General features: G+C 60.8%; 20 protein-coding genes. 10 read left to right on the forward strand and 10 right to left on the reverse strand.

Annotation, left to right across the window (positions count from 1 at the left end):
- Positions 1-13 precede the first annotated feature (13 nt).
- Entirely contained in the window at positions 14-1372 is a 1359-nt protein-coding gene (locus tag ACSQ26_RS20130) for an aspartate aminotransferase family protein (RefSeq protein WP_436011985.1), read from the forward strand.
- A gap of 38 nt (positions 1373-1410) precedes the next feature.
- Here the strand turns inward: ACSQ26_RS20130 and ACSQ26_RS20135 are convergent, their stop codons facing one another.
- Positions 1411-2610, reverse strand: coding sequence for an MFS transporter (locus tag ACSQ26_RS20135; RefSeq protein ID WP_436011987.1), 1200 nt, complete (start codon positions 2608-2610; stop codon positions 1411-1413).
- Positions 2611-2771: 161 nt separating this feature from the next.
- Here ACSQ26_RS20135 and ACSQ26_RS20140 point away from each other — a divergent pair, with 161 nt between their 5' ends.
- On the forward strand, positions 2772-2993 hold the full coding sequence (locus ACSQ26_RS20140) for a hypothetical protein (RefSeq protein WP_436011989.1): 222 nt from the start codon (positions 2772-2774) through the stop codon (positions 2991-2993).
- Positions 2994-2995: 2 nt separating this feature from the next.
- On the opposite strand, the gene ACSQ26_RS20145 is transcribed toward ACSQ26_RS20140, so the two are convergent.
- Complete coding sequence (locus tag ACSQ26_RS20145) at positions 2996-4420, reverse strand: mannose-1-phosphate guanylyltransferase/mannose-6-phosphate isomerase (protein ID WP_436011991.1); 1425 nt, start codon at positions 4418-4420, stop codon at positions 2996-2998.
- A gap of 282 nt (positions 4421-4702) precedes the next feature.
- On the opposite strand from ACSQ26_RS20145, the gene lnt reads away from it, so the two are divergent.
- From lnt to trmB, 4 genes are all read left to right on the forward strand, one after another.
- Positions 4703-6295 (forward strand): apolipoprotein N-acyltransferase, encoded by a 1593-nt coding sequence (gene lnt, locus ACSQ26_RS20150; RefSeq protein ID WP_436011993.1) that lies wholly within the window; start codon positions 4703-4705, stop codon positions 6293-6295.
- A gap of 148 nt (positions 6296-6443) precedes the next feature.
- Positions 6444-6866, forward strand: a complete 423-nt coding sequence (locus tag ACSQ26_RS20155; RefSeq protein WP_258160195.1) for a helix-turn-helix domain-containing protein — start codon at positions 6444-6446, stop codon at positions 6864-6866.
- Between the two features lie 524 nt (positions 6867-7390).
- Entirely contained in the window at positions 7391-8629 is a 1239-nt protein-coding gene (gene metK / locus ACSQ26_RS20160) for a methionine adenosyltransferase (RefSeq protein WP_436011995.1), read from the forward strand.
- Positions 8629-9357: a tRNA (guanosine(46)-N7)-methyltransferase TrmB gene (gene trmB / locus ACSQ26_RS20165; RefSeq protein ID WP_436015370.1), complete on the forward strand. Its 729-nt coding sequence runs from the start codon at positions 8629-8631 to the stop codon at positions 9355-9357. Before metK ends, trmB begins: the two co-directional genes overlap by 1 nt.
- On the opposite strand, the gene ACSQ26_RS20170 is transcribed toward trmB, so the two are convergent.
- The 4 genes from ACSQ26_RS20170 to ACSQ26_RS20185 form a co-directional block, all read right to left on the reverse strand.
- The gene (locus ACSQ26_RS20170; protein WP_436011997.1) at positions 9354-10019 is read right to left on the reverse strand and encodes an RES family NAD+ phosphorylase; all 666 of its coding nucleotides are present in this window, start codon (positions 10017-10019) and stop codon (positions 9354-9356) included. The genes trmB and ACSQ26_RS20170 overlap by 4 nt on opposite strands.
- Positions 10020-10066: 47 nt before the next feature.
- Positions 10067-10480, reverse strand: coding sequence for an MbcA/ParS/Xre antitoxin family protein (locus tag ACSQ26_RS20175; protein WP_436011999.1), 414 nt, complete (start codon positions 10478-10480; stop codon positions 10067-10069).
- Positions 10481-10773: 293 nt separating this feature from the next.
- Positions 10774-11034, reverse strand: coding sequence for a DUF1150 family protein (locus tag ACSQ26_RS20180; RefSeq protein ID WP_436012001.1), 261 nt, complete (start codon positions 11032-11034; stop codon positions 10774-10776).
- 46 nt (positions 11035-11080) lie between these two features.
- Entirely contained in the window at positions 11081-11515 is a 435-nt protein-coding gene (locus ACSQ26_RS20185) for an Hsp20 family protein (RefSeq protein WP_436015372.1), read from the reverse strand.
- A gap of 156 nt (positions 11516-11671) precedes the next feature.
- Between ACSQ26_RS20185 and ACSQ26_RS20190 the strand changes: the two genes are divergently transcribed.
- Positions 11672-12616 carry a nucleoside hydrolase gene (locus ACSQ26_RS20190; protein ID WP_436012003.1) on the forward strand — a complete coding sequence of 315 codons (945 nt, stop codon included), beginning with the start codon at positions 11672-11674 and terminating at the stop codon, positions 12614-12616.
- Positions 12617-12631: 15 nt separating this feature from the next.
- Here the strand turns inward: ACSQ26_RS20190 and ACSQ26_RS20195 are convergent, their stop codons facing one another.
- From ACSQ26_RS20195 to ACSQ26_RS20210, 4 genes are all read right to left on the reverse strand, one after another.
- Positions 12632-13327 carry a L,D-transpeptidase family protein gene (locus tag ACSQ26_RS20195; protein WP_436012005.1) on the reverse strand — a complete coding sequence of 232 codons (696 nt, stop codon included), beginning with the start codon at positions 13325-13327 and terminating at the stop codon, positions 12632-12634.
- Between the two features lie 192 nt (positions 13328-13519).
- Positions 13520-15751: a methyl-accepting chemotaxis protein gene (locus tag ACSQ26_RS20200; RefSeq protein WP_436012007.1), complete on the reverse strand. Its 2232-nt coding sequence runs from the start codon at positions 15749-15751 to the stop codon at positions 13520-13522.
- Between the two features lie 190 nt (positions 15752-15941).
- Positions 15942-16850, reverse strand: a complete 909-nt coding sequence (locus ACSQ26_RS20205; RefSeq protein ID WP_436012009.1) for a ribokinase — start codon at positions 16848-16850, stop codon at positions 15942-15944.
- A gap of 50 nt (positions 16851-16900) precedes the next feature.
- Positions 16901-18127: a DNA recombination protein RmuC gene (locus tag ACSQ26_RS20210; protein ID WP_436015374.1), complete on the reverse strand. Its 1227-nt coding sequence runs from the start codon at positions 18125-18127 to the stop codon at positions 16901-16903.
- Between the two features lie 150 nt (positions 18128-18277).
- On the opposite strand from ACSQ26_RS20210, the gene def reads away from it, so the two are divergent.
- From def to ACSQ26_RS20225, 3 genes are all read left to right on the forward strand, one after another.
- Positions 18278-18787, forward strand: a complete 510-nt coding sequence (gene def, locus ACSQ26_RS20215; RefSeq protein ID WP_436012011.1) for a peptide deformylase — start codon at positions 18278-18280, stop codon at positions 18785-18787.
- Positions 18788-18853: 66 nt separating this feature from the next.
- On the forward strand, positions 18854-19144 hold the full coding sequence (locus ACSQ26_RS20220; protein WP_258160184.1) for a FitA-like ribbon-helix-helix domain-containing protein: 291 nt from the start codon (positions 18854-18856) through the stop codon (positions 19142-19144).
- Positions 19141-19563, forward strand: a complete 423-nt coding sequence (locus ACSQ26_RS20225; protein WP_436012013.1) for a PIN domain-containing protein — start codon at positions 19141-19143, stop codon at positions 19561-19563. Before ACSQ26_RS20220 ends, ACSQ26_RS20225 begins: the two co-directional genes overlap by 4 nt.
- The last annotated feature ends 18 nt before the right edge of the window (positions 19564-19581 follow it).

Genomic DNA, 19581 nt, shown 5'->3' on the forward strand with positions numbered 1-19581 from the left:
AAATGGGAAGAGCATGACGCAGTCACACCTCGCGAACGCCGCCAACAATCCCACCACGGATGGTTTGCCGCGCGTAGCCTATGCCCGCGGCAGCTATCTCTTCGACGTCGACGGCAAGCGCTATCTCGATGGATCGGGTGGCCCCGCCGTCTATTGCCTCGGGCATGCGCATCCCGAGGTCAACGAAGCACTCAGGATCCAGAACGAGAAGGTGGCGCACGCCTATCGCTACCATTTCACAAGCGATGCCAGCGACCAGTTGCAGGCGATCATAACTGAACGCACTGGCGGTCACTTTCGCCAGATGGTGTTCGTGACATCGGGCTCGGAAGCGGTCGAGAGCTGCCTCAAGATCGCGCTGCAATACCATGCCGCGCGCGGCGAGATGGCCCGCCGTCGGTTCATTTCCCGGCGCCGGTCCTGGCATGGCAATACACTCGGCGCGCTTTCGGTCTCCGACTTCAAGACCCGGCGCGACGCCTATGAGGGCTCGCTGCTCGATGTTTCCTTCGTGTCAGCGGCGAATGCCTATCGACCGCCGGAGGGCGTGGCATTGGACCAGCTTGCAGCATATCTTGCCGCCGAGCTGGAGGCAGAGATCCTGCGCGTGGGACGCGAGACGGTCGCGGCCTTCATCTTCGAACCAGTTGTGGGTGCCGCCGGCGGCGTGGTGCCCGCGCCCGAAGATTATGCAAAGGCCGTGCAAGCCGTCTGCCGGCGGCATGGCGTGCTGGTGATCGGCGACGAGGTGATGTGCGGTTCCGGACGCACCGGCACCTGGCGGGCGCTGGAACAGGATGGCGTGGTTCCCGATATCATGAGCGTGGCGAAGGGCCTCGCGGGCGGCTATGTGCCGCTGGGTGCGGCGCTTTATTCCGATGTGATCCACGAAGCGCTGGTCGCGGCCCATGGCGGCGTGCAGACCGGCCACACGTTCACCGGACATACCACTGCCTGCGCGGCCGGCGTCGCGGTACAGACGATCATCGAGCGCGACGGCCTGCTCGCCCATGTGCTGAAGCGCGGCGCCCGGCTGCGCGACGACTTGCGCGCCGCACTCTCCGATATGCGTGAAGTCGGCGACATACGCGGGCGCGGCTATTTCATCGGCGTCGAGATTGTTGCCGATCCGGACACCAAAAGACCATTCGATCCGGACTTGATGGTGCATGCGGTTATCGGCCGGCGGGCGCTGGAGAAGGGCCTGATCTGCTATCCCTGCACCGGCAATGTCGGCGGCACCTCGGGCGACACAATCATTCTCGCGCCGCCCTACAATGCGAGCGAAGAGGAACTTGGCGAACTTGTCACGACGCTGGCCGGCGCGGTGCGAGAAGCCGTTGTGTTTGCGCGCGGGCAGGCGGTTCGTTAGAGCCCTTCCTTGTTAAATGGAAGCGGTTCTAAATTCTATCAACGATGTTCCGGCAGTTTCGGCAACAGTATCGTCAGCAGGCCGAGCAGCGGCAGGTAGGACGACATCCGGAAGACCCACTCGATGCCCTTCGAATCCGCGAAGACGCCGAGCATGGCGGCGCCCAATCCGCCCGCGCCGAATGCAAGGCCGAAGAATATGCCGGCAATCATGCCCACCCGGCCCGGCACCAGTTCCTGCGCGAAGACGACGATGGCCGAGAAGGCCGATGCGAAGATCAGGCCGATGACCACGACAAGGACGCAGGTCCAGAACAGGTTGGCATAGGGCAACAGAAGTGCGAAGGGAATGACGCCGAGGATCGAGAACCAGATCACGAAACGCGCGCCGAAGCGGTCGCCGATCGGCCCGCCCATGAAGGTGCCGACAGCCGCTGCGCCGAGGAACAGGAACAGCATCAACTGCGAGTTCTCGATGCTCATGCCGAATTTCTCGATCGTGTAGAAGGTGAAGTAACTCGCCATCGAGGACATGTAGACGTTCTTGGTCGCGGTCAGGACGACCAGGATGATGAGCGCCCAGAGCACGCGATTTCTTTCGAGCGGCAGGGCGCGGCTTGCCGGCGGCTTGGTGGCCTGCTGGCGGCGGTGTTCCATGAACCAGCGTCCAACCCAGGTCAGGATCATCATGCCGGCAAGAGCTATGACGGCGATCCATGCGACGCTCTTCTGGCCATAAGGCAACACGATGAAAGCGGCGAGCAACGGGCCGATCGCCTGGCCGGCATTGCCGCCGACCTGAAAAAGCGACTGCGCCAGGCCGTGCCTGCCACCCGAGGCAAGACGGGCGATGCGCGAGGATTCCGGATGGAACACGGACGAGCCGAAGCCGATCATGCAGGCGCCCAGCACCAGAAATCCGAAGCTGTGGGCATTGCCCAGCACGATCAGGCCGAAGAAGGTGCTCGCCATGCCGACCGGCAGCGAATAGGGCATCGGCCAGCGATCGGTGACCAGTCCGACCATCGGCTGCAATAGTGAGGCCGTGACCTGGAAGGCGAGCGTCAAGAGGCCGATCTGGACGAAATCGAGATCGTAATTGGTCTTGAACAAGGGATAGAGTGACGATAGCAGCGACTGCATGATGTCGTTGATCAGATGGCAGAGGCTGACCGCCATGATCACCGACAGCGTCGTCTTGCCAAACCGGGAGCCCGCGCTCTGATCCGCCACGGCCATGATGTATTCCTTCACGAAAGGCTTGGGGTCCAACCCCTAATTGGTCAGTCGTTTAGCATTGGACCGGCCGGAAGGTAAGTACGATTTGACGCCGAAGTGTTCGGTTGGAACAAAAGATTTAGCCGCGCGTTTCGCCAAATCGTGTCACGAGGATCACCACGATGTCCAGACGCGCCTGGCTGACCGCCCTCGTATCCCTGATCGTCAATGCGGTGCTGTTCGGCATCGGTGTCGTCATCGTCGTCAACGTGCCCGCGTTCAACAGGGAGGCCGCGATGATGCTGCCGGTGGCCGTGCTCGCGAGCTTCGCGATCACACCCGTCATCATCGGCTATATCGCGCCGCGGCTGTGGTTCAACCGCGACCACTGGCATCACGGTTAGCTTCAGGTCCGTCCGAACGTATCCTCAAGACGGATGATATCGTCCTCGCCGAGATAGGAACCGGTCTGCACCTCGATCAGCTCGAGCAGAATCTTGCCCGGATTGGTGAGACGGTGGACATCGCCCTGCGGGATATAGACCGACTGGTTCTCCCGCAGCATCTGGACCGTATTGCCGATCTGCACCTCGGCCGTGCCGCGCACCACGATCCAGTGTTCGGAGCGGTGATGGTGCTTCTGCAGCGACAGTTGCTTGCCCGGCTTGACGAACAGGCGCTTCACCTGGAAGCGTTCGCCCTGCAGGATCGAAGAATAGCCGCCCCAGGGGCGATAGCTGGTGCGATGCTCCTCGGTGAGCTTGGCGGTTTCCTTGTTCTTCGCCAGTTCCTTGACGACCCGGCCGACATCCTGCGCATCCGAGAGCTTGCCGACATAGACGGCGTCTTCGGAGACGATCACCACGGCATCCTCGACACCGTTGACGGCGACGCGGGTGCCTTCCGACAGCACGAAGGAGTTCTTCGCGTTGAACAGGTTGACCGGGCCGCGGGTGACATTGCCATTGTCGTCACTGGGACTTTCCTTCCACACCGCATCCCAGGCGCCGAGGTCCGACCACTGGATCGGCGACGGCACGACCGAGGCGAGCGTGGTTTTTTCGAAGATCGCATAATCGACCGAGATATCGGGTGAAGCCGCGAACTCTTCTTCGCCCAGCCGGATGAAATCGAGATCCTCATGAGCTGATTTGACCGAGGCCTCGGCGGCATCGAGCACATCGGGCGCCAGCGCCCGGCATTCCGACAGGAAGACCGAGGAATCGAACAGGAACATGCCCGAGTTCCAGTAATAGTTACCGGACGCGATCATTTCCTTGGCGCGGTCCTCGTTCGGCTTCTCGACGAAACGGGCGACATGGTGGGCGCCGGTCGCTTCCTTCTCGCCGGCCTCGACATAACCGAAGCCGGTAGCGGGCGAGGTCGGCGTGATGCCGAACGTAACGAGACGGCCTTCGCGGGCGGCGGCGGCGGCGGTATCGATCGCGGTCATATAGGCGTCATCGAGCGCGATGTTGTGGTCGGAGGCGAGCACATGGACGAGGCGCGGTTCGTCGCGCGAGGCGATCAGCGCCGCAGCCGCAATGGCTGGTGCCGTGTTGCGCGCTACGGGTTCGAGAAGCACGGCTTCGAGTTCGACGCCAGCCTCCTGCGCCTGCTCGGCGACGAGGAAACGGTACTCGGCATTGGTGACCACGATCGGCTTGTCATAGCGCGCCGGATCCGCCAACCGCTTGAGAGTAAGCTGGAACAGGCTGAGATCGCCGGTCAGCGCCAGGAACTGCTTGGGCCGCTGCGAACGCGACATCGGCCATAGCCGCGTGCCCTTGCCACCCGCCAGGATCACCGGAACGATCAGACCATTTGCCATCTATGTCTCCACTTCATTCGAACCGCCTCGGGTCCGGATTGCTCTCGATATACTGACTTCAACGCCGTAGGCCTAGAGTCGGATCGATCGAATTGTTGGTCGCGCGCAGATTCATCACCTGCCTGTGCCATCCGGTTAATTTTCGCGGGTCCGACTCAGGTTTTTCCACGCTATCGTTAATGCGCTCTTTGGACCCGCGAACGGAGATTTCGCGGACAAATGCGGCGAAATCCTGCAAGACTTCGGCAATTCGACTGATTCGCGCGGAATGGGATAGTGTGCATGCAGCGGTTCGCGGCCTATGTCATGCTGAGTTCGGGCTTCAAACGGTTCCTCATCGCCATTCTCGCCGGCGCTTTTTCCACCCTCGCCCAACCGCCGTTCGGCATCTTCGCCGTCAACTTCATTTCCTTTCCCATCCTGCTCTGGCTGATCGATGGTGCCGCGGGTGACCCGGACCGGGGCTTCATCGCGCGCCGCCTGCCTTCCTTCACGGTCGGATGGGCCTTCGGCTTCGGCTATTTCGTTGCCGGGCTCTGGTGGACGGGCAATGCGCTTCTCGTGGAGGCCGATGAATTCGCCTGGGCCTTGCCGCTCGCCATCCTGGGTCTTCCTGCCTATCTCGCACTTTTCTATGGCCTTGCGACCTTCATCGCACGCTTGGCCTGGACCGACGGCTTCACGCGGTTGCTCGTGCTCGGAGCCGCCTTCGGCTTTGCCGAATGGTTGCGCGCCTTCGTGCTGACGGGCTTTCCGTGGAATGCGGTGGGCTATTCGATGATGCCCTTCCCGCTGATGATGCAATCGGTGGCGGTGACCGGCACCTATGCGATGAATATCCTGGCGGTTTTGGTTTTTGCCGCCCCGGCGCTGGTTGTCACAGGGCCGGGCCGCTGGCCTGCAACCGTTCTCGCGCTTACGTTGCTTGCGCTGCATTTCGGTTTTGGCGCCTACAGGTTGAACACCTCGGATGTCGTGAAGGTTAACGAGCCACGCACGATCCGCATCGTCCAGCCGATGATCGACCAGGCTGCGAAGATCGACGACAATGAACGGGGCCGGATTTTCGAGGAGCATATCCGGCTCACGACAGCGCCGCTCAAGGAAGGCGCGAAACGCCCGGATTACGTGATCTGGCCTGAAACCTCGGTGCCCTTCATCCTGACGCAGAACCCCGACGCGCTGGTGCGGATCGCGGACGTGCTGGAGGACGGCCAGATCCTGATCGCGGGCGCGGTGCGGACCGAAAGCGACGGCAGCGGCTCCCCCGCCCGCTATTACAATTCCGCCTATATGATCGACTCCCAAGGGCAGATCATCGCCGCCGCCGACAAGGTGCATCTCGTGCCCTTCGGCGAATACCTGCCCTTCGAGAGTTTCTGGAACAGTATTGGTTTGAATGCGATAGCGGCGTTTCCCGGCGGCTACAGCGCAGCGCCGCGCCACCAGTTACTGACGGCGCCGGATGGCAACCGGCTGCTGCCGCTGATCTGCTATGAGGTGATCTTTCCCGAAGAGGGCGTTGCGGAAGGACAGGAGGCCGATGCGATCGTCAACCTGACGAATGACGGCTGGTTCGGTCATACACCGGGGCCTTGGCAGCATTTCCACCAGGCGCGAATTCGCGCCGTCGAAAGCGGCCTTCCGGTGATCCGCAACTCCAACAGCGGCATTTCCGCCATCATCGACGGCTATGGCAGGATCCAGGCCGGCCTCGACTTCGGCGCCGTCGGAGTGGTCGATGGTATCCTGCCACCCAGGACTGCGCCAATCTGGCACATCTTATTACCCTCACTTAACTTCGGGTTGCTGGAAAGCCTATTGATCTTGCTAGTGTTTTTCTCCCGCATGAGTTTTATTTTCAGCCGGAATTGACCAAAAACCCCTAAAAAGGCATAGTGGTCCGAGTGGCCGATGCCCGCTATGGTGAAGACGTTCGCAATGGTTTCCCAGCGCTTGCGTCTTGCACGTAGCGGAATTGACAACTGTCAGTCGCTCCACCGCTTCACATAGGAAAATAGCCATGATTGAAAACAAAAAGAAGCCAAACCCGATCGACATCCATGTTGGAAGTCGGATCCGGTTGCGCCGTACTATGCTTGGCATGAGCCAGGAAAAGCTTGGGGAAGCACTCGGAATCACCTTCCAGCAGATCCAGAAATACGAGAAGGGTACCAATCGCGTCGGCGCCAGCCGTCTGCAGGCGATATCCGGCATCCTGAATGTTCCGGTCTCGTTCTTCTTCGAGGACGCGCCCGACGGCAACCCGGCCAATACGCCCGCCGGAATGGCCGAAGCGTCGAGCTCGAACTATGTGGTGGACTTCCTGTCCTCTTCCGAAGGCCTGCAACTCAACCGCTCCTTCGTCAAGATCAATGATCCGAAGGTCCGCCGCAAGCTGGTCGATCTCGTCAAGGCGCTCGCCGCCGAAGCCGAAGCCGAATAAACCATACGATTGCGAGCCCCGATCAAAAAAGGGGCCCGCAACCGACCGTCTCGCCATGGTCACTTGCCGCGCATCAGCGGTGGCAATTTCCTGGGAAATATTGCGCGAATTGCCAGCCCGATGGGCCGGCGGGCTCTTGGTAGCCAATGCGCAGACGAGCGAAGGGCAAGCTCCGGTCGTCCTCATCGACACAAGCCCGAACCATCCAATCAACTTTGTCCTCGGTTCGACGATAACTGCGCCGCCGATGCTCTTTTCCGCGCGTAGACCCCGGAAAACGATCCGGGGATCGCCGGAAGCGTATTCCGCCCAAAAGGCGAGGCGAAATGTTTTTGCGGGGAAAGGACTCATTGGGAATTCCTATTGTCGGAATTCACCGGTGGGTGGCCGAAAGTGGCAAAAAGCGGGCATAAACCGCGAAAAACGGATGATATAAAGATATATCCATATCCTTGTGCGCTTGTTTTTCCGCAGCGAACTCTCTACACAGAGCACCGCTATCTTCACTGAGGGGAATTCCCATAATGCGCCCAAGCTATCTCTTCACCAGCGAGTCCGTTTCCGAAGGACATCCTGATAAGGTCTGCGACCGTATTTCGGATGAGATCGTCGATCTGGTCTACCGCGAAGCCATCAAGACCAAGACCGATCCCTGGAACGTCCGCATCGCCTGCGAGACGCTCGCCACCACCAATCGCGTGGTGATCGCCGGCGAAGTGCGCCTGCCGCACAGCCTGATGAAGAAGGACAAGAACGGCGTCGAGGTCATCAATCCCGCCAAGTTCAAGCAGGTTGCCCGCAAGGCCATCCGCGACATCGGCTACGAGCAGGCCGGCTTCCATTGGAAAAATGCCAAGATCGACGTGCTGCTGCATTCCCAGTCGGCAGACATCGCCCAGGGCGTCGACAATGCGTCGGACCAGCAGGGTGACGAAGGCGCCGGCGACCAGGGCATCATGTTCGGTTACGCCTGCACCGAGACGCCTGATCTGATGCCGGCACCGATCTATTATTCGCACCGCATCCTGCAGCTTCTGTCCGAAGCCCGCCGCAAGGGCGAAGGTGACGTGGGCAAGCTCGGCCCCGACGCCAAGAGCCAGGTGACCGTGCGCTACGAGAACGGCAAGGCCGCCGGTGTAGCCTCGATCGTACTTTCCACCCAGCATCTCGACGAGAGCTGGGATTCCAAGAAGGTTCGCGCCGTCGTCGAGCCTTATATCCGCGAAGCACTCGGCGATCTGCCGATCGACAAGGATTGCAACTGGTACATCAACCCGACCGGCAAGTTCGTGATCGGCGGACCGGATGGTGATGCTGGCCTGACCGGCCGCAAGATCATCGTCGACACCTATGGCGGTGCCGCTCCCCACGGCGGCGGCGCATTCTCCGGCAAGGACACGACCAAGGTCGACCGCTCTGCGGCTTATGTCGCACGCTACCTTGCCAAGAACGTGGTGGCTGCGGGCCTTGCCGACCGTTGCACGATCCAGCTCGCCTATGCCATCGGCGTGGCGCAGCCGCTGTCGGTCTATGTCGACCTGCATGGCACGGGAAGGCACACCGAAGACCAGATCGAAGAGGCGATCCGCAAGGTCATCGACCTGTCACCGACCGGCATCCGCCGTCACCTCAACCTCAACAAGCCGATCTATGCAAAGACCTCCGCCTATGGCCATTTCGGCCGCAAGGCTGGCCGCGACGGGTCGTTCTCCTGGGAGAAGCTGGACCTCGTCAAGCCGCTCAAGGACGCGCTGAAGGCGTGATCGCGGACAACGACAACGATGAGATCGAACCTGGTGGAGCGCGGAAATCGCGCTCCACCGAAGCCTTTTTCGGGCGCCGCAAAGGCAAGCCGCTACGGCCGAACCAGCAACGGCTGATGGGTGAATCGCTCGGGCTGTTGAAGCTCGATCTCAAGTCGCCTCCACCCCCGGCGCTCGCATCCCTCTTCGATGTTCCCGTCAAGGCGATCCGGCTTGAGATCGGCTTCGGCGGCGGCGAACACCTGATCCATCGCGCGGCGACCAACCCGGAAACCGGCTTCATCGGCGTCGAGCCCTTCGTCAATTCCATGGCGAAGCTCTTGGCGCGGATCGAGGAACTGGGCCTCAAGAATATACGGCTTTATGACGATGACGCCGTGGAAGTGCTCGACTGGCTGCCGGCGTCGTCCGTCGACCAGATCGACCTGCTCTATCCCGATCCGTGGCCGAAGAAGAGGCACTGGAAACGGCGCTTCGTCAGCCAGGTCAATCTCGCCCGCCTGCACCGCGCGCTGAAGCCGGGCGCACTGTTCTGCTTCGCCTCTGACATCGACACCTACGTGAACTGGGTGCTCCAACATATCGACCGCCACGGCGGCTTGGAATGGACTGCCCGCAACGCCAGCGACTGGCTGACCCCGTTCGAAGACTGGCCGAGCACGCGCTACGAGGCCAAGGCACGGCGCGAGGGGCGGAGTTCGGCGTATTTGACGTTTCGGAAGAGCTAGGCGGTCAACACTCGATACACCGCGCCCACCCCCGCATCCCGCACCATGTCCACTCGCTGGCCATCCCAGTGATAATCGAGATGACGACCCTGGCTGACATTGCCGGCCAAATCAGGATAGAATAGTGCCACGCATTCACTGCCGGCCTTGCGGATGCTGGGATAGATAATGCCTTCCGAGTCCATATCCTTTAGCCGCTGGCCCAGGGCCTGACTTTCGGAATAGTCGGCCGGGTCGAGCGCTGTCGAAAAAGCTGCTTCGCTGCGAATATCATGCAGCTTCGCCTCTACATCCATCACGATTTCGCGGAACTGCGACGTCCAGCCCTGCAGTTCGCCAGTTCTCGCCATGAACAGTGCATGATGGTGGATCGTCTCGAATAGTGTGGTCTCGAAGTCATCAGCGATGTAGAGCACCCCGAATGACCCGCCGCTGAAGCGGCTCGGCCGGTCGGGGCTGGCATGCGTGAACGGCGCCATAAGGTAGCTTGAACCCGGACCGGAGACGCGGCGGTCGGCCGGGACGAGATCGAGGTTGCCGATGCTCTCCATCAGACGCGGATTGGTCTTCTGTTCGGCCGCGATCAGAAGCGGCCAGTCGGCGGGGTCGGCGATATCCTCGAAGAGATCGATCGGCGGAAACAGGCTGCGGATGATACGCACGGCACCGCGCCATCGCACACTGGCAACCGGGATATTTGTCTCAGCGATCACCAGGCGCCGCGCTCGGCGTCCAGATAGCGCCGCACCCGCATCAGGTCCGTCAGCTCGCCGCCAAGCATCACGTCGATCGCGGGGCGACCGCCAAAAGCGGCGTTGGGTGCCTTTATCCACGAATAGCCGCGCTGCGGTTCATGGAAGATCAGCCGCAAGGCCTTGTAGATACCCATAAGATTGGAAAGCCGTGCCTTCATGTCCCGGCTCATGTTGCCCAAGTCGCCCGTTTTCCAGCGCCGGAACGTCCTGACGGACATGTCGAGCAGCGTCGCCGCGTGATCGTCGGTGATATCCCAGAGCCGGAACAGATTGAGCGCGGCACGGAACATGGCCCGCGCCTCCTCTTCGGTGATGGGCTGCGGGGAGAAATCGGAAGGCGTCGTTTCGATCAGTTGCAGATTGGCCATGTATTCTCCTATATGGCCATATATAGATGATTTGCTGCCAAATGGCAATATAAGTTCGCGAGAAGATCAGCGTCGCCGACATGCCGGGCAATGGGAATATCGTTGCGTTGAAAGGAAATGAAGTTCGTCGCCGAGCCAACTATGCTCGTCCATCCACCGGCTCATCTGAGTCCGGTGATATCGCGACCTATTCATTCAGGGAACCCAAACTGGAGCCCGAACGAAAGTCCAAATATGTCACACACCTCGCATCCGGCATCCGCCGGATGGTCATCTTGCGTGTACGCCGGCGCCTAGTGCAGCGCGACGGTCGTCAGATCGTCCTCGGCGGCCTTGAAGAAGGTCGAGGAACGGTTGTCCGTCAGCAGGATGGGCGTGCCATCGGCGCCGAACAGGGCCCAGAGATCGAGGCCCGGGTTGAGGTCCGGCGCTTCCGGAAATACGCTGGAAACGTCTTCCGAACGCATCTTCCTGATGTAGCCAACCTTGCCCGCGCCGAGATGCGCGAATTCATTCCTGGTCATGCGACCCGCCTGTGTGTTTTTGGAGATCATGTCAAAAACTCCTTCTAATTAGGAGACGCGGCAATTCCGCAATTATTCAGTCTGGGACAGAAATATTAATTTTTCTCACCATTTTCGCAGGTTCGGGACGAACGAGGTCGATGGATAGAAGACCGTTCTTCAGCGCTGCCGCGGTGACGATCATGCCGTCGGCGAGCATGAAACATCGCTGGAACTGTCGCGATGCGATGCCACGATGGAGAAATTCCCGCTCGCCGGGTTCAGCGGCCTGGCGGCCACGGATGGTGAGCTGGTTTTCTTCGGTGGTGACGTCGAGGTCTTCCTCGGCAAAGCCGGCAACGGCAAGCGTGATTCGCAGCCGGTCGGGCTCACCGGTGACATCGTCGGCGCGCAAACGTTCGATATTATAGGGCGGATAACCGTCATTGATCTTGGAGAGGCGCTCCAGCGTCTTCTCCATTGCGTCAAAGCCCAGGAGAAGCGGGCTCGCAAAGGGGGTCACACGTGTCATCTTTTCCATGTCCTTGGCTGCAAGCGACAATTCGTGGACCTCGATGAGCATCCACGGTGTTTCATATGGTGTAACAGGGCGGGAGTTGCAAGGCGTCCACGGGGTGGTTAGACCATGGTCGCGCAAGGCATGAAAAAGACTGGAGGATTCAGAAAAATGGCACATCCCCGCAAGATCATCATCGACACGGATCCCGGTCAGGACGACGCAGCGGCGATCATGCTGGCGCTCGGCTCGCCTGAGGAAATTGAAGTTATCGGCATCACCGCAGTTGCCGGAAACGTGCCGCTGGCGCTCACCTCCAGGAATGCGAGGATCGTCTGCGATTTCTCGAACCGTACCGACGTGAAAGTGTTCGCCGGCTGCGACAGGCCGCTGAAGCGGCCGCTGGTGACCGCCGAACATGTGCATGGTGCCACCGGGCTCGACGGTCCCGAACTCTTCGATCCGGTGACGCCGTTGCAAGTGCAGCACGGCGTCGATTTCATTATCGAGACCGTGCGCAGCGAACCCCCGGGTACCGTCACGCTCTGCCCGCTCGGCGCGCTGACCAATATCGCCACGGCGTTCCAGAAGGCGCCTGACATTGTCGCGCGCGTCCAGGAGATCGTCCTGATGGGCGGCGCCTATTTCGAGGTCGGCAACATCACACCGGCTGCGGAATTCAACATCTATGTCGATCCGGAAGCAGCGGAGATTGTCTTCAAATCCGGCATCCGCATCGTCATGATCCCGCTCGATCTGACGCATAAGGTGCTGACCTATAAGCGACGCGTCGATAAAATCCGCGCTGTTGGCACCAAGCCCGCGGTCGCGCTGGCCGACATGCTGGCGTTCTTCGAGCGTTTCGACATCGTGAAATACGGCTCTGACGGCGGGCCGCTGCATGACCCCAACGTGATTGCCTACCTGATCAGGCCAGAACTCTACAAGGGCCGGGAATGCAATGTCGAGATCGAACTCAATTCCGAACTGACACTGGGTATGACGGTGGTCGATTGGTGGCAGGTGACCAAGCGCAAGCACAATGCGCTGGTGCTTAGGGATGTCGACGACGAAGGCTTCTTCGAACTGCTGACGGAGCGCGTGGCGAGGCTTTAACGCCTCACTACGAGCCTATTGGTAAACGACGATCTTGGCGTGGTAGGGGACGCGCTCGTAGAGATCGATCACATCCTGGTTGATCAGCCGCACGCAACCCGACGAGGTCGCCTTGCCGATGGAATCCCATTGCGGCGATCCATGGAGCCGGTAAAGCGTGTCCGCGCCGTTCTGGAATATATAGAGCGCGCGGGCTCCGAGCGGATTTTCCAGCCCCGGCTTCATGCCGCCTTTGTCGATGGAATAGCGGGCCAGTTCGGGCTGGCGGGCAACCATTTCGTTCGGCGGCTTCCAGTGAGGCCAGTGCTGCCGCCATTGGATCACGCCCTCGCCCTGCCAGGCGAAACCATCGCGGCCGATGCCGACGCCGTAGCGCATCGCAGTACCGCCGGGCTCGATGACATAGAGAAACCGCGACGGCGTATCGACGACCACTGTACCCGGGCGTTCGGAAGTCGGATTGGCGACGCGCTGGCGATAGAATTTCGGATCGATCTGCTCATAGGGTATCGCGGGGAGGACGAAGTCGCCATCCTGCTTCGGCCCGTAAATAACCGCGAGTTCTTCCGCCGTCGGCGGCGCGATGGGGGGCGTGGCAAACCCGGGAACTGGTGCCCGGATCGAGGTTGAGCAACCGGCCAAGGCAGCAGTGGCTGACAGGGAGCCAAGAATGAAGTGGCGGCGGGAGAGAGGCGATGCGATCGGAGTCAATGCAGTTCTTTTCTGGCAGGGATCAATCGAGACCGATTCCTAGCGAGATTTTTTGCCCTGCGGCAAGGCGAAAACCGATCACGATCCCGTCATTCGGCCGGGCCGGATGATGGCCGTGGGATAAATGTCGCAACGTCCGCCGGGCAAGCCATTGCCGGGCGGACGTTGGAGATCATGAAGCGCTTGCTGCAATCACGCCCGCATGCGGCGCGCGACTGACCTGAGATCACGCGTCGGCGTACCGCCTGATACCCGGAACCTCGCAACCAGTGCCTTCAACTGGGCCGCTTCATCACTGAGCGAGACCGAGGCCGCCGTGGTTTCCTCGACCATGGCCGCGTTCTGCTGGGTGACCTGATCCATGTGGTGCATGGCGGTGTTCATTTCGCGCAGGCCGGCCGCCTGTTCGCTCGACGACACCGAGATCATGTTGATCAGGCCGTTGATGTGGACGACCTGGCTGGAGATCGCCTCCAGCGCCGTGCCGGTCTGGGCAACGAGCGCCACGCCGTCATTGACCTGCGATTCCGACGCGCTGATCAGCGACTTGATTTCCTTGGCGGCGGTTGCCGAGCGCTGTGCCAGTTCGCGCACTTCCTGTGCCACGACCGCAAAGCCCTTGCCGGCGTCACCGGCACGTGCCGCTTCAACGCCCGCATTAAGTGCTAGCAGGTTGGTCTGGAAGGCAATCTCGTCGATCACGCCGATGATGTTGGTGATCTGCGCCGAGCTCTTCTCGATGCCGTGCATGGCGGCAATGGCGTTCTTGACGATGCTGCCCGACTTGGCTGCTTCCTGGTTGGCGTTGTTGACGGCCGAAGCAGCGGTCTTGGCATTCTCGGCGCTCGAATGCACCTGCTCGGTGAGTTCGTTGAGGGCGGCTGCCGTCTCCTCGATCTGGGCCGCCTGCTGCTCGGTGCGGTGCGACAGGTCGTTGGCGCCAGTAGAGATCTCGCTGGTGCCTGCATCGATATTGGAAACGGCAAGGCCGACCATGCGGATCGTCTCTTCGAGGCTTTCCATGGCAGAGTTGAAGTTGGTCTTGAGTTCCTCGTATTCGCCGGGGAATTCCGAATTCATGCGGAAGGCGAGGTCGCCGGCGGAGAGCTTGCCGAGCGCATCCTTCAACTGGCCAACGACGAACTGCTGCACGCGGGCATTCTCGCTGCGTTCAGCCTCGGTTCGGCTGCGCTCGTCCTCGCCACGACGGCGGGCCTCGGTGGCTTCGGCTTCAAGACGATTGCTGTCGGCGAGGCGGTGGCGGAAGGTTTCGAGCGCCTGGGCCACGGCGCCGGTCTCATCCTGGCGGTCCTGGCCGTTGACGGGCGCACTGTAATCGCCGGCGCTCATTCGGCCGACATCACCGATCAGGCCTTCGAGCGGCTTTGCGATGAAGCTGCGGGCGGCGAAATAGAGGCCGGCGAGTGCGGCCAGCAACACAGCGATACCGCCGATGACCATCATGATGGTCTGGTCGCGCACCGGGGTTGCGAGCGCGGCATGGGGAATATCGACAAGCAACACCCAGCTGACATTGAGATCGGGCAGCGCGAAGGGATAGACGAGACGGTTGAAGCGGGCGCCGTCGGTACCATCGATATCAGCGAGCGTCGTCATCTTGCCATCGGCGAGTGCTGCCTTCACGGCGTCCGGAGCGATGTCCTCATAGTCCTTGTTGAGCAAGTCCGCGCTGGGCGAGACGAGCCATTTGCCATCCTGTGACAGCAGCAGCACCCGGCCCGTGCCGAAGGGCGTGAGCTTGGCAAGGCTTTCCTGCAGCATGCCGAGCGAGACATCGACGCCCGTGACGCCGATGAGCTTGCCATCCGACATGACGGGATAGGCGATCGAGCTCATCGCGGTGGGCGGCTGGATTTCCGAGGCGACGTAAGGCTTGGTGATCGCGCCCTTCTGCGATGTCGCGGCCTTGGCGTACCATTCGGCCGCATAATCCTCGCCGAAGGTGCTGAAGCTCGCCGAGCCATCCTTGGCCTTGGTCCAGTAGGGCGTGAAGACGCCGTTCTTGTTGCCGCCGAGGTCAAGCTTGTCCTTGGCCTCCGCCTGACGCTTGTCGAAGCCTTCCGGGGCTTCGGCGAACCAGCTGCCGAACGCCATCTTCTGCTGTTCGAGGCCGGTCTTGAGAATGTCGATCACCGCTTTGCGGTCGAACGAGCCAAGCTGATGACCGTGCGAAATCACGCCGGACATGGTGCGTGCGGCACTGGCGAGCGCACCGGTCTCCGTGACGATACCCTGCGCGATCGCCTTGGCCTCGGTCTCGGCCTGGGCCATGATCAGCGAATGGACGCGGTCGCGCGTCTGGCCAATCAATACGAAATTGGAAGCGAGAAGAAGAAGGGCAATGATGGCGCCGGTAACGAGCAGGAGTTTGGGCGCGAGAGACTTCGGGGCGAATTTCAACATGACAGCCTCGGAACGAGTGGCGGGTGGGGTGCCGCTTCCATCATGGAAAAACCATTGCATTCAAGGCAATAAGCCGGTCAACAAAGCACGGACCGGCGGCATGGTCTTGTCTAAAGCCAATTGGTTAACGACTGGCGAACGGTGCACCGCGACATTTTGACTCCGTGCCGTCGCGGGATTCCGCCGCCGGTCAAGCAGTCTTGAGGTTCTTCTGGACGTCGCGGTCAAACGGGATAGACGGCTGCGCGCCGGCCTTCGTGCAGGCGAGCGAACCGGCGATAGCCGCGCGCTGTAGTGCGACCTCGAAGCGCACTCCCCGGTCGAGGCCGGCAGCGAAGTAACCGCAGAACGTATCGCCCGCACCGACCGTATCGACGGGCTCGATCTTCAGCCCTGCGGCGCGATGGAGGCTGCCGTTGCGGACGGCGACCACACCCTCGGAGCCGAGCGTGACGATCAGGGTCTGCTTGGTTTCCTGGTTGATGCGCAGCATCTCGGCCTCGCGGGATGCACTGTCAAGCGTCTTCTTGCCCGAGAACAGTTCGAACTCGGTCTCGTTGGCGATGACGACATCCGCCATCTCGGCGAGCCGCTTGGCATCAGCCGTGATCGGCGCGATGTTGACCACTGATATAACGCCTTTTTCCTTCGCCGCCTTGAGGCCTGCCTCGATCGCCGCGGGCGGGATCTCCATCTGCAGCATCAGCGTGTCGCCGCGCTTCATATCGCCCACCGCTGCCTTTGCATCCTCAGCCGTCACCGTGCCATTGGCACCAGCCACAATGGCGATGACATTCTCGCCATCCGCGCCGACGAAGATCAGCGCCACGCCCGTGGCCTTCGACGCACTCTTCACACGGTTGAGATTGACGCCGTCATAGCGGAGATAGGTGAGCGCGGGCACCGCAAACTCGTCCTCGCCGGTGGCGCCCGCCATGACCACATCGGCACCCGCCCGGTGCGCGGCCAGCGCCTGGTTGGCCCCCTTGCCGCCCGGCGCGGTGACGAAATTTTCGCCGGTGACAGTCTCGCCCGGCTTCGGTAGCCGCGAGACGCTGGCGATGAGATCCATGTTGATGGAACCGAGGACGGTGATCATTTTTCTGGCCTGTTCTTGTGGTTTCCCCAAGACATCATTGGCCCGGATTCTCAGTCCTCGTCAACCACTCTCAGCTTCAATTGGCCGGTGCGGCTTTCGACACTGCGCGACGGCGCCTCGACGGGATTGGCGGCGACGCCCTGTGGCGGCACGACCTCGAACTCCATCGCCTCGATACGCTCGCCGCGCTTGGCGAGTTTGCTCGATGATGTGACGATCTGCTCGACATCCTTCTGGGCCGCGGAGAAATGTCCCTGCAGCTTCTGCACCCGGTCGTCGAGGCGCGTGAGATCCTCCATCAGACGGATAACCTCGCCCTGGATGAGATGGGCCTGTTCGCGCATGCGCTGGTCCTTTAGCACCGCCTGGATGACCTGGATCGACAGCATCAGCAGGGACGGCGAGACGATGACGATCCGCGCCTTGTGAGCACGCTGGACGATCCCCTCGAAATTCTCGTGGATCTCGGCGAAGATCGATTCCGACGGCACGAACATGAAGGCCGTGTCCTGCGTCTCGCCGCGGATCAGGTATTTCTCCGAGATATCCTTGATATGGACCTCGATATCCCGGCGAAACTGCTGGCTGGCGATCTTGGCTCCATCGGGACCCGCATCGCGGATCGCGTTCCACGCCTCGAGCGGGAACTTTGCATCGACCACCAGCGACGGCTGGCCGTTCGGCATTCTGATCAGGCAATCGGGCCGCGAGCCGTTGGTGAGCGTCGCCTGAAACTCATAGGCTCCCATCGGCAGGCCATCGGCGACGATCGTTTCCATCCGCGACTGGCCGAAGGCGCCACGGGTCTGCTTGTTCGACAGGATCGCCTGAAGCCCGACGACATCCTTGGCGAGCGCCTGGATATTGTTCTGCGCCGTATCGATGACGGCCAGCCGTTCCTGCAGGCGGCGCAGGTTTTCGTGCGTCTGCTTTGTCTGTTCGGTCATGGTCTGGCCGATGCGGTGCGTCATGCCGTCGATGCGCTGGTTGATCGACTGGTTGAGTTCGTGCTGGCGCGAGCCGAACACATCCGTCATCGCGGCAATGCGGCCCTGCATCTCGGTCTGCGCTTTGAGGATCTCCGCCATGCGGAGTTCGGCCTCGCCAGCGCGGCGTTCGGCGTCCAGACGCGCATTCTCCGCCGCGCGACGTGACGCCGACCAGCCAAGGGTGGCCAGAACCAGCATCCCAACAAGCGCCACGCCCGCCGCAACGAGAAGGATTGCCAGCGTAACCGGGTATTGCCCGATGGTGAAAAGCGTCGTGTTCAGTGAGATGAGATCCTGCATCGGGCGACCATAACAGATTCGCGCGCGGTGACCAGATCAAAACGGGAACAGCGCTATGACCTATCCCGTTCGAAACACTGCAATTTCAAGGGATCATCAATATTGCAAGAATTCCCGCGCTGTACTAAGTGAGACGGCATGACGATCAAGCCTCTTATCATCCTTCCCGACCCGGTGCTTCGCCAGGTTTCCTCCCCCATCGCACAAGTCGACGACGCGGTGCGCAAGCTCTCGGACGACATGCTGGAGACCATGTATGACGCGCCCGGCATCGGGCTGGCCGCCATCCAGGTCGGAATTCCGAAACAATTGCTGGTGATCGACCTCCACAAGGAGGGCGAGGAGAGGCAACCGCAGATCTTCATCAATCCCGAGATCCTGCGCTCGTCGGACGAACGTTCGGCCTATGAGGAAGGCTGCCTGTCGATCCCGGATTACTATGCCGAGGTGGAACGGCCGGCGAAGGTCACCGTGAAATATATCGATATAGCGGGCAAGGAACAGATCGTCGAGGCAGGGGGCCTGCTCGCCACCTGCCTGCAGCACGAGATCGACCACCTCAACGGCGTGCTGTTCATCGACTATATCTCACGGTTGAAACGGGAAATGGTGATCAAGAAATTCACCAAGGCGAAGATGCGGGCCTAATAGCCCAATCATTGATAATCCGATATTTTGGCACTATGATATCACTGATATCATAGGAGCCAACGCATGGGCGATCTGCTAATCCGGAATGTGCCAGAGGATTTGAAGCGAGGGCTCGGACAAATCGCCAGCTCGACAGGCAGAAGCATGTCGGACGCGGCGAGAGAGATGCTCCGTCGCGGTATCCTCGAGCATCAGACGCAGGAAAACGAACTAGCCGCTGGGAATCCATACGAGCAATTACGGGCACTGTTCGCGCCTTTCGATGAGGAAAGCGACCAATTCTCGGAGATCATGGATGAAATCGAACAACAAAGAAAGAAGGACTTCGGTCGTCCTTTTAGCTTTGAGGAATGATAGTCCTCGATACCAACATCGTTTCCGAGACCAGCCGCCGGCTTCCGGATGCCGCCCTCGTGTACTGGCTTTCCATTCAACGCACGGAAGAGCTCTATCTGACGGACATGACAATTACCGAGCTTTTCTACGGCGGTGAAAAGCACCGTCTCAAGCACCGGTCCTCACGGTATCTCGACAATGCAAGGGAAATACTCGAAGTCCGCTATGCCACGCGCATTCTCCGTTCAAGCAACGCCTCGTCCGCACTGGCGGGTTTAATGAGAGCTCGGCGAGAAATGAATGGTCGCATGATGACGATCCAGGACGCCCAGATCGCCGCCATCTGCCTCTCTCACGGCGCGACACTCGCCACACGCAACACAAAAGACTTCGAAGGGCTTGATCTCTCGCTCGTAAACCCGTTTGAAGGCGCCTGAGATTTTCGAACGGACAGG

Source organism: Rhizobium sp. LjRoot254 (assembly GCF_964254105.1).
Lineage (GTDB): Bacteria > Pseudomonadota > Alphaproteobacteria > Rhizobiales > Rhizobiaceae > Rhizobium_E.